The following is a 10,538-nucleotide window of genomic DNA, read 5'->3' on the forward strand; positions in this document are numbered from 1 at the left end:
GGCCGGCCCGGCATGACCGCCGGGGTCGTCCCCGCCGCCGTACGGGCCATGGCGGAACTCGGCGCCGACCCCGCGCGGATCGTCGCCCGCACCGGACCCGCCGTCTGCGGCCGGTGCTACGAGGTGCCGGAGGCCATGCGCGACGAGGTGGCCGCCGGCGAACCGGCGGCGCACGCCACCACGAGCTGGGGAACACCGGCGGTCGACGTGGCCGCGGGCGTGCACGCGCAGCTCGGACGGCTCGGGGTGCGTGACCGGGAGCAGTCACCGGTGTGCACGCTGGAATCGGCTGATCACTTCTCGTACCGCCGCGACCGCACCACCGGGCGGCTCGCGGGCTATGTGTGGCTGGACTGATGGACATGACGGACCGTAAGGACGAACTCGCCGCGAACCTGGCGAAAGTGGAAGAACGGATCGCCGCCGCGTGCGCCGCCGCCGGGCGCGGGCGGGACGAGGTGACCCTGATCGTGGTCACCAAGACCTACCCCGCGGACGATGTGCGGATCCTGTCCGGACTCGGGGTGCGTCATGTGGCCGAGAACCGGGACCAGGACGCCGCACCCAAGGCGGCCGAATGTGCGGATCTGCCCCTTACCTGGCACTTCGTCGGTCAACTTCAGACCAACAAGGTGCGTTCTGTGGTGGGTTACGCCGATTTCGTGCAGTCCGTCGACCGTTCCCGGTTGGTGACGGCCCTCTCCAGGGAGGCCGTGCGGGCCGGGCGTGAGATCGGCTGTCTGATCCAGGTGGCGCTCGACGCCGACGCGAGCGGCCGGGGGGAGCGCGGAGGAGTGGCGCCCGCCGGTGTCGCGGAGTTGGCCGACCTGGTCGCGAGGTCCGAGGGGCTGCGGCTCGGCGGACTGATGACCGTCGCCCCGCTCGCCGGGGAGTACGCGGGACGTGAACGGGCGGCCTTCGAGCGGTTGATGGATTTGTCGACCGACCTGCGCAGGGCCCATCCGGCTGCGAACATGGTCTCGGCAGGGATGAGCGCGGACCTCGAACAGGCCGTGGCCGCCGGAGCGACACATGTGCGCGTCGGCAGTGCGGTACTCGGAGTCCGCCCCGGCCTCGGGTAACGTCGCCAAGAAGTCGGACCACAGCAGAAAATATGGTCAGTTCCGCCGAACAGCGGACGTAAAGACCTAGTGGATCGCGGGCACTTGGCGGTCGTCAGCGGATCCACCACAGAGCGGAGGACTAGGAGCATGGCCGGCGCGATGCGCAAGATGGCGGTCTACCTCGGCCTCGTGGAGGACGATGGGTACGACGGCCGCGGATTCGACCCAGACGACGACTTCGAACCCGAACTCGACCCGGAGCCCGAGCGGGACCACCGGCGGCACGAGCCGTCGCACCAGCCCCACGTCTCACATCAGCCCCAAAGGGACGAAGAGGTGCGAGTCGTCCACCCTCCCGCGCCGCGCGAACCGATCGCCCGATCCGCTTCGCTCCCCGCGGAATCGCCACGCCCGGCGCGGATCGCGCCCGTGGCATCCATCACACAAGAACGCGCGAGCCTGGAGAAGAACGCACCGGTGATCATGCCCAAGGTCGTGTCCGAACGAGAGCCTTACCGGATCACCACGCTTCACCCCCGGACCTACAACGAGGCCCGTACCATCGGGGAACACTTCCGTGAGGGCACGCCTGTGATCATGAACTTGACCGAGATGGACGACACGGACGCGAAGCGACTTGTCGACTTCGCGGCCGGTTTGGTGTTTGGTCTTCACGGCAGCATCGAGCGGGTGACGCAGAAGGTGTTCTTGTTGTCGCCTGCTAACGTCGATGTCACGGCGGAGGACAAGGCCCGCATCGCAGAGGGCGGGTTCTTCAACCAGAGCTGAGACGCAGGACCGGATCAAGAGCGGTACAGGGGAGAGGGAAAAGCAGGCCATGAGCGTGTTCGCGCAGGTGATCTACATCGCGCTGATGGTGTTCCTCATCGTGCTGATCTTCCGTTTGGTCATGGATTATGTGTTCCAGTTCGCCCGCTCATGGCAACCCGGCAAGGCGATGGTGGTCGTCCTGGAGGCCACTTACACTGTCACCGATCCACCGCTGAAGCTTCTGCGGCGGTTCATCCCGCCGCTGCGTCTCGGGGGCGTGGCGCTAGACCTGTCCTTCTTCGTCCTGATGATCATCGTCTACATCCTGATCTCAATCGTGGGCAATCTCGCGAGGTGACTGTGGACGATACGGTCTTGCCGACTGCCGATGACTACGTTGAGGTGAAGAGATGCCGTTGACCCCCGAGGACGTGCGGAACAAGCAGTTCACGACCGTCCGCCTCCGAGAAGGCTATGACGAGGACGAGGTCGATGCCTTCCTCGACGAGGTCGAAGCCGAACTGACGCGCCTGCTCCGCGAGAACGAGGACCTGCGCGCCAAGCTGGCCGCGGCCACGCGCGCCGCTGCCCAGAACCAGCAGAACATGCGCAAGCCTCCTGAGCCACAGGACCAGCAGCAACAGCAGGGGCCGCCCCAGGGCATGCCCCAGCAGGGCATGCGAGGTCCCGGCGCTCCGGTGCCCGCCGGCATATCGGGCCCGCCGCAGCAGCAGATGGGTGGCCCCATGGGTGGTCCGCCCCAGCTGCCGAGCGGTGCTCCCCAGCTGCCCGCCGGCCCCGGCGGACAGGGCGGCCCGCAGGGTCCCGGCCCCATGGGCCAGGGTCCCGGGCCGATGGGCCAGGGTCCCGGCCCCATGGGTCAGGGCCCCGGGCCGATGGGCCAGGGCGGCCCGATGCAGGGGCAGATGGGTCCCGGTGGCCCGATGGGCGGTCCGATGGGCGGTCCCGGTATGCCCGGTCAGGGCGGCCCGGGTATGCCCGGTCAGGGCGGTCCCGGTGGCGACAGCGCCGCGCGCGTCCTGTCGCTGGCCCAGCAGACCGCGGACCAGGCGATCGCGGAGGCCCGTTCCGAGGCCAACAAGATCGTGGGCGAGGCGCGTTCGCGTGCCGAGGGTCTCGAGCGGGACGCCCGTGCCAAGGCGGACGCCCTGGAGCGGGACGCGCAGGAGAAGCACCGCGTCGCGATGGGCTCCCTGGAGTCCGCCCGCGCCACGCTGGAGCGCAAGGTCGAGGACCTGCGCGGCTTCGAGCGCGAGTACCGCACGCGGCTGAAGTCCTACCTGGAGTCGCAGCTGCGCCAGCTGGAGACCCAGGCGGACGACTCGCTCGCCCCGCCGCGCCAGCCCGCCGGCTCCGCGCCGTCGCTGCCGCCGTCCCCGGCGCCCTCGATGGCTCCCGCCGGTGCCGGTGCGCCGTCCTACGGCGGCAACCAGACGATGGGCGGCCCTCCCGGTGGTCAGGGTGGTCCCTCCTACGGTGGCGGTCAGCAGCAGATGCAGCCGGCGATGACCCAGCCGATGGCGCCGGTGCGTCCGCAGGGCCCGTCGCCGATGGGTCAGGCTCCCTCGCCGATGCGCGGCTTCCTGATCGACGAGGACGACAACTGACGGCCCTCCGGTCATGAGTACGGCGTAGCGGTCGGCAGCGTTCAGGGGCGGGGCCCCGGGTTCACGGACCCGGGGCCCCGCCCTTTCGCTACGCGTGTCCATGGGGGATGTGCGGCGTTTGTTCGGACCCGGGTGCGGTGTCCGACGTACGCAACGCCGAAGGCCGGGGTCCACCAAGAATCTTGGTGGACCCCGGCCTTCGGCGTACGCGCCTTCCCGTCTGCGGGGAAGGCGGCCGGGCGCCCGCGGATCGTGTGTGGCTGATCACGCGGTTCCCCGCGCCCCTCGGGGCGCGGGGCTCACCGGCGCCTTACGCCTTGCGCAGGCGGAACGTCAGGGACAGGCCCTCGTCGGTGAACGGCGTGCCGTACGTGTCGTCCGCCTCACCCTGCGCGAAGTCCGTCGCGAGGACCTCGTCCGCGATCAGTCCCGCGTGCTCCGCCAGCGCGGCGACGGTCGCCGGTTCCGTGGCCGTCCAGCGCAGGGCGATCCGGTCGGCCACGTCGAGGCCGCTGTTCTTGCGGGCCTCCTGGATCAGCCGGATCGCGTCCCGCGCGAGCCCCGCGCGGCGCAGCTCCTCGGTGATCTCCAGGTCGAGGGCGACCGTGGCACCGGCGTCGGACGCCACCGACCAGCCCTCGCGCGGGGTCTCCGTGATGATCACCTCGTCCGGGGCCAGGGTGATCGTCTCACCGTCGACCTCCACCGAGGCCGTGCCCTCGCGCAGCGCCAGGGAGAGCGCGGCGGCGTCCGCGTTCGCGACCGCCTTGGCCACGTCCTGGACCCGCTTGCCGAACCGCTTGCCCAGCGCACGGAAGTTGGCCTTCGCCGTGGTGTCCACCAGCGAGCCGCCCACCTCGGACAGCGACGCCAGCGACTCGACGTTCAGCTCCTCCGTGATCTGCGTGTGCAGTTCGGGGTCGAGGGTGCTGAAGCCGCCCGCCGCGATCAGCGCGCGCTTCAGCGGCTGGCGGGTCTTCACGCCCGACTCCGCGCGGGTGGCCCGGCCCAGCTCCACGAGCCGGCGCACCAGCACCATCTGCTTCGACAGCTCGGGGTCGATGGCGGACAGGTCCGCCTCCGGCCACGCGGACAGGTGCACCGACTCGGGGGCGCCCGGGGTGACCGGGGCGATCAGGTCCTGCCAGACCCGCTCGGTGATGAACGGGGTCAGCGGGGCCATCAGCTTGGTGACCGTCTCCACGACCTCGTGCAGCGTGCGCAGCGCGGCCTTGTCGCCCTGCCAGAAGCGGCGCCGGGAGCGGCGGACGTACCAGTTGGACAGGTCGTCGACGAACGCGGAGAGCAGCTTGCCGGCGCGCTGGGTGTCGTACCCCTCCAGCGACTGGGTCACCTGGTCGGTGAGCGCGTGCAGTTCGGAGAGCAGCCAGCGGTCCAGGACCGGGCGGTCGGCCGGGGCCGGGTCGGCCGCCGACGGCGCCCAGTTCGACGTACGGGCGTACAGGGCCTGGAAGGCGACCGTGTTCCAGTACGTCAGCAGCGTCTTGCGGACGACCTCCTGGATGGTGCCGTGGCCCACCCGGCGGGCCGCCCACGGCGAACCGCCGGCCGCCATGAACCAGCGGACCGCGTCGGCGCCGTGCTGGTCCATCAACGGGATCGGCTGCAGGATGTTGCCCAGGTGCTTGGACATCTTGCGGCCGTCCTCGGCGAGGATGTGACCGAGGCAGACGACGTTCTCGTACGACGACTTGTCGAAGACCAGGGTGCCGATCGCCATCAGCGTGTAGAACCAGCCGCGGGTCTGGTCGATGGCCTCGCTGATGAACTGCGCCGGGTAGCGGGCCTCGAACAGCTCCTTGTTCTTGTACGGGTAGCCCCACTGCGCGAACGGCATGGAACCCGAGTCGTACCAGGCGTCGATGACCTCCGGCACGCGCGTGGCCGTCTTGCCGCAGCCGCCCTGCGCGCACGCGAAGGTGACCTCGTCGATGTACGGGCGGTGCGGGTCGAGGCCCGACTGGTCGGTGCCGGTCAGCTCGGTGAGCTCCGCGCGGGAGCCGACGACCGTGAGGTGGTCGTCCTCGCAGCGCCAGATCGGCAGCGGGGTGCCCCAGTAGCGGTTGCGGGAGAGCGCCCAGTCGATGTTGTTGTTCAGCCAGTCGCCGTAGCGGCCGTTCTTGACCGTGTCAGGGAACCAGTTGGTGTTCTCGTTCTCCTGGAGCAGCCGGTCCTTGACGGCGGTGGTGCGGATGTACCAGGACGGCTGCGCGTAGTAGAGCAGCGCGGTGTGGCAGCGCCAGCAGTGCGGGTAGCTGTGCTCGTACGGGATGTGCTTGAAGAGCAGGCCGCGCTCGTCGAGGTCGGCGGTGAGCTTCTCGTCGGCCTTCTTGAAGAAGACGCCGCCGACCAGCGGGACGTCCTCCTCGAAGGTACCGTCGGGGCGGACCGGGTTGACCACGGGCAGGCCGTAGGAGCGGCAGACCTTGAGGTCGTCCTCACCGAAGGCGGGGGACTGGTGGACGAGGCCGGTGCCGTCCTCGGTGGTGACGTACTCGGCGTTGACCACGTAGTGCGCCTCGGCCGGGAACTCCACCAGCTCGAACGGGCGCCGGTACGTCCAGCGCTCCATCTCGGCACCGGTGAAGGACTGGCCGGTGGTCTCCCAGCCCTCGCCGAGGGCCTTGGCGACCAGCGGCTCGGCGACGACCAGCTTCTCCTCGCCGTTCGTGGCGACGACGTAGGTGACCTCGGGGTGCGCGGCGACCGCCGTGTTGGAGACCAGGGTCCACGGGGTCGTCGTCCAGACGACCAGCGCGGCCTCGCCGGCCAGCGGCCCCGAGGTGAGCGGGAAGCGGACGTAGACGGACGGGTCGACGACCGTCTCGTAGCCCTGCGCCAGCTCGTGGTCGGACAGGCCGGTGCCGCAGCGGGGGCACCAGGGGGCGACGCGGTGGTCCTGGACCAGCAGGCCCTTGTTGAAGATCTCCTTCAGCGACCACCAGACGGACTCGACGTACTCCGGGTCCATGGTGCGGTAGGCGTCGTCGAGGTCGACCCAGTAGCCCATGCGGGTCGTCAGCTCGGTGAAGGCGTCGGTGTGCCGGGTCACCGACTCGCGGCACCTGGCGTTGAACTCGGCGATGCCGTACGCCTCGATGTCCTGCTTGCCGGAGAAGCCGAGCTCCTTCTCGACGGCCAGCTCCACCGGGAGGCCGTGGCAGTCCCAGCCGGCCTTGCGGGCCACGTGGTAGCCGCGCATGGTGCGGAAGCGGGGGAAGACGTCCTTGAAGACGCGGGCCTCGATGTGGTGGGCGCCGGGCATGCCGTTGGCGGTGGGCGGACCCTCGTAGAACACCCATTCGGGGCGGCCCTCGGACTGCTCCAGGCTCTTGGCGAAGATCTTCTGCTCGCGCCAGAACTCGAGCACCGCGTGCTCGAGGGCGGGCAGGTCGACCTGGGCGGGTACCTGGCGGTACGTCGGCGTTGTCATCAGCGGGCTTCCTCCGGCGGACTTGCTGCCTTCCGTCCGGAGGGACGAGAGCTGTGTCGATCCCTGCGCCGCCGTCGGCGCGCTCCCGCGGTACCACCCTCCTTGGCCCCCCGGTGCGTCGTGTGCTCCGGTGAGCCCCCTCATTGGGGTCGCGATGCCGGTTCTACCGCCCCGTGCAGGGGTTTCTTCCGGCGGCTCCGGGGTGATCTTCACGTCGCGCTCGCCCCCGGGCTCACACCGTCCCCGGGTCGCTCTGGGCTGCGTACGCCGCTACTCGTCCCCATCCACGCTTTTCGCTCCGCCCAGTGTACGGCGCGGCGGGGACAGCGGCCGACCGGATTTCCGCTCGCCGTACGACCCGGCATACCTCGAATGGCGAAGCGCGCCCGTCCGGATCCCGGTACGTCCGTGTCGGCGGCATACCCGGCGGGGAGCTGGGCACAACGCATGCAGGCTCGCCGCGCGGCGTCCGCGGGGCGAGGGAATCGGGCGGTGCGCCCCGTTGCCGCGGGACTCGAGTCGATTTATCGTCCCAGCACGATTCGCGCGCAAGATCACAATATGTGAAGGGGCCGCGGCCATGGTGGCGAAGAAGACCGCCGTACAGCAGCCGGCGCCGTCCGGCAGGTCCGGGGCCGCTGCCGGCGGCGGGGCCGGGAGGGCGGACGGGACGGTGGCGCCCACACGGACCACGGCGGCGACGAAGAAGGCGACGGGCAGGGTGACGGCAGGGGAGACGGCGCACGACGGTGAGCCGGTGGCGTCGAAGCCGCCCGTCGGGACACCGGCGAAGAAGGCCGAGGCCGGGAAGGCACCCGCGAAAAGGACCACCACGCGGAAGCGGGCCGTCGAGGGGGCGTCCGCGGAGAAGGCCGTGGTGAAGAAACCGGCCGTCGAGAGAGCGTCCGCGGGGAAGGCCGCGGTGAAGAAGCCGGCCGTCGAGGGGGCGTCCGCGGGGAAGAAGCGGGCCGGGGTGGGGAAGCGGGCCGCCAAAAAGGTGGCTGCCCAGGCGGTGGTGCCTGGCAGGGGCGCGGCGGGGAAGAAGGTGCCGGGGAAGGGCGCCGCTCGGGAGGCGGCTTCCGAGGGCCCCCGGGAGGCCGGCCTCCCGGGGAGCGGGGCCGGTGGGCCCGTACAGGATGTGGCCGGGCACAGCACGGCCGATGACGCGGGCGCGGTGGATGCCGCGGCGCAGACGGGAGTGACGACGGTGGGTGCGAAGAAGACTCCTGGCACGGCCACGGCGGCGAAGAGCCCCGTACCCAAGGCCCGGATCGGCGCGGTGGAGCCGGGCGACCTCGCGGTGCGTCCGGGGGAGGAACCCTGGACTCCGGAGGAGGCCGAGGAGGCGCGGGCCGAGCTGACGTCCGAGGTGCTGCGGCTGCGCGAGGAGATCGACTCCTCCGAGCAGTCGCTGGCCGGCCTGATGCGGGACTCCGGAGACGGAGCGGGCGACGACGACGCCGACACCGGCACCAAGAACATCACGCGCGAGCACGAACTCGCGCTCGCCGCGAACGCGCGCGAGATGCTCACCCAGTTCGAGCGCGCCCTCCAGCGCCTCGACGCCGGTACCTACGGCCTCTGCGAGAACTGCGGCAACCCCATCGGAAAGGCCCGTATGCAGGCCTTTCCCCGGGCCACCCTGTGCGTCGAGTGCAAGCAGAAGCAGGAGCGACGGTACTGATCGGCGGGCGCGCGGGGCGTGCCGTACCCTCGTCCTCAGTCAGGTACCTAGGCTGAGGGACTCACGTGGCAGAGGCGGAGCGCATCATCGGTACGCCGGACACCCCGGACGCGGACCGGGAGGAGCAGGAACGGGCCGGCACCGGGGCGACGGCGGCGGAGACGGAGGCCGAGCGGCCCCGCGGCAAGCGGCGGATCGCCGTGCTGTTCGCCGTCGCCGTGTTCGCGTACGCCCTCGATCTGATCAGCAAGATGATCGTGGTCGCCAAGCTGGAGCACCACGAGCCCATCGAGATCGTCGGGGACTGGCTGCGCTTCGAGGCGATCCGCAACGCGGGCGCGGCCTTCGGCTTCGGCGAGGCCTTCACCGTGATCTTCACGGTGATCGCCGCGGCCGTGATCGTGGTGATCATCCGCCTCGCCCGCAAGCTCTACAGCCTGCCCTGGGCGATCGCGCTGGGCCTGCTGCTCGGCGGCGCCCTCGGCAACCTCACCGACCGGATCTTCCGCTCGCCGGGCGTCTTCGAGGGCGCGGTGGTCGACTTCATCGCGCCCAAGCACTTCGCCGTGTTCAACCTGGCGGACTCGGCGATCGTGTGCGGCGGCATCCTGATCGTGCTGCTGTCGTTCCGGGGTCTCGACCCGGACGGCACCGTCCACAAGGACTGAACGCGCGTACGGGGTTGTCGGACCCGTCCGGCATACTCGACGGGTGAGCACGATTCCCGAGATCCGTACCCTGCCCGTGCCCGACGGCCTGGAGGGTGAGCGCGTCGACGCCGCCATCTCCCGCATGTTCGGCTTCTCCCGCACCAAGGCGGCCGAGCTCGCCGCCGCGGGGAAGGTCACGGTCGACGGGTCGGTGGTCGGCAAGTCCGAGCGGGTCAGCGGCGGCGCCTGGCTCGAGGTGGAGATGCCGCAGGCGCCCGCGCCGGTGCAGGTGGTCGCCGAGCCGGTCGAGGGCATGGAGATCGTGCACGACGACGACGACGTGGTCGTGATCGTCAAGCCCGTCGGCGTCGCCGCCCACCCCTCGCCGGGCTGGACCGGCCCGACGGTGATCGGCGGCCTCGCCGCCGCCGGGTACCGCATCTCGACCTCCGGCGCCGCCGAGCGCCAGGGCATCGTGCACCGCCTCGACGTGGGCACCTCCGGCCTGATGGTGGTCGCCAAGTCGGAGTACGCGTACACGTCACTGAAGCGCCAGTTCAAGGAGCGCACGGTCGACAAGCGCTACCACACGCTCGTCCAGGGCCACCCCGACCCGACCAGCGGCACCATCGACGCCCCCATCGGCCGCCACCCGCAGCACGACTACAAGTGGGCGGTCACCGCGGAGGGCAAGCCGTCCGTCACGCACTACGACCTCATCGAGGCCTTCCGCGCCGCCTCCCTCCTCGACGTCAAGCTGGAGACCGGCCGCACCCACCAGATCCGCGTCCACATGGCCGCCCACCGGCACCCCTGCGTCGGCGACCTCACCTACGGCGCCGACCCCACGCTCGCCAAGCGGCTCCGCCTGACCCGCCAGTGGCTGCACGCCGTACGCCTGGGCTTCGAGCACCCCGGTGACGGACAGTGGGTGGAGTTCTCCTGCGACTACCCCGACGACCTTCAGCAGGCGCTGGACCAGGTCCGCGAGGAGACCTACGCATGAGCGGGCCGTACGTGGTCCGCGTGGCGGAGGAGCCCGCCGACCGCGAGGCGTGCTTCGCGGTCCGCAAGGAGGTCTTCGTCGCCGAGCAGGGCGTCCCCGAGGACATCGAGTACGACGCCCACGACGCCGGCGCCGTCCATGTGCTGGCGGCCGCGGAGGACGGCACCCCCCTCGGCACCGGACGGCTGCTGCACGGCGAGGCCGCCGCGGCGAAGAACGGCGGCGACCCGGCGGTCGGCTCGCTGGGCCGGCTCGCGGTGACGCGCCGGGCGCGGGGCCTC

Annotated in this window: 10 protein-coding genes; 9 read left to right on the top strand and 1 reads right to left on the bottom strand. The window is 70.9% G+C overall.

Going from position 1 to position 10,538, the window contains the following annotated elements:
* From B7767_RS01185 to B7767_RS01205, 5 genes are all read left to right on the top strand, one after another.
* Positions 1 to 357 (top strand): laccase domain-containing protein (locus B7767_RS01185; protein ID WP_143652126.1); only part of this gene is annotated, 357 nt, incomplete at its 5' end.
* Positions 358 to 362: 5 nt separating this feature from the next.
* Entirely contained in the window at positions 363 to 1,082 is a 720-nt protein-coding gene (locus B7767_RS01190; protein ID WP_085570443.1) for a YggS family pyridoxal phosphate-dependent enzyme, read from the top strand.
* A gap of 129 nt (positions 1,083 to 1,211) precedes the next feature.
* Complete coding sequence (locus B7767_RS01195) at positions 1,212 to 1,853, top strand: cell division protein SepF (protein ID WP_073936563.1); 642 nt, start codon at positions 1,212 to 1,214, stop codon at positions 1,851 to 1,853.
* Positions 1,854 to 1,902: 49 nt separating this feature from the next.
* Positions 1,903 to 2,193 carry a YggT family protein gene (locus B7767_RS01200; RefSeq protein ID WP_004932337.1) on the top strand — a complete coding sequence of 97 codons (291 nt, stop codon included), beginning with the start codon at positions 1,903 to 1,905 and terminating at the stop codon, positions 2,191 to 2,193.
* Positions 2,194 to 2,245: 52 nt separating this feature from the next.
* Positions 2,246 to 3,463 carry a DivIVA domain-containing protein gene (locus tag B7767_RS01205; protein ID WP_085570438.1) on the top strand — a complete coding sequence of 406 codons (1,218 nt, stop codon included), beginning with the start codon at positions 2,246 to 2,248 and terminating at the stop codon, positions 3,461 to 3,463.
* 310 nt (positions 3,464 to 3,773) lie between these two features.
* Here the strand turns inward: B7767_RS01205 and ileS are convergent, their stop codons facing one another.
* The gene (gene ileS / locus B7767_RS01210) at positions 3,774 to 6,917 is read right to left on the bottom strand and encodes an isoleucine--tRNA ligase (RefSeq protein WP_085570439.1); all 3,144 of its coding nucleotides are present in this window, start codon (positions 6,915 to 6,917) and stop codon (positions 3,774 to 3,776) included.
* Between the two features lie 580 nt (positions 6,918 to 7,497).
* Here ileS and B7767_RS01215 point away from each other — a divergent pair.
* The 4 genes from B7767_RS01215 to B7767_RS01230 all read left to right on the top strand — a co-directional run.
* Complete coding sequence (locus tag B7767_RS01215; RefSeq protein WP_085570440.1) at positions 7,498 to 8,601, top strand: TraR/DksA C4-type zinc finger protein; 1,104 nt, start codon at positions 7,498 to 7,500, stop codon at positions 8,599 to 8,601.
* A 65-nt stretch (positions 8,602 to 8,666) separates the two neighbouring features.
* Positions 8,667 to 9,269 (top strand): signal peptidase II, encoded by a 603-nt coding sequence (gene lspA / locus B7767_RS01220; protein WP_085570441.1) that lies wholly within the window; start codon positions 8,667 to 8,669, stop codon positions 9,267 to 9,269.
* Positions 9,270 to 9,312: 43 nt separating this feature from the next.
* Positions 9,313 to 10,257 carry an RluA family pseudouridine synthase gene (locus B7767_RS01225; protein WP_085570442.1) on the top strand — a complete coding sequence of 315 codons (945 nt, stop codon included), beginning with the start codon at positions 9,313 to 9,315 and terminating at the stop codon, positions 10,255 to 10,257.
* Positions 10,254 to 10,538: GNAT family N-acetyltransferase (locus B7767_RS01230; RefSeq protein WP_373408172.1), on the top strand; the 285-nt coding region annotated here is incomplete at its 3' end. The genes B7767_RS01225 and B7767_RS01230, both read left to right, overlap by 4 nt.

Origin of the sequence: Streptomyces sp. 13-12-16 (genome assembly GCF_002114215.1) — a bacterium.
Classification (GTDB): Bacteria; Actinomycetota; Actinomycetes; order Streptomycetales; family Streptomycetaceae; genus Streptomyces.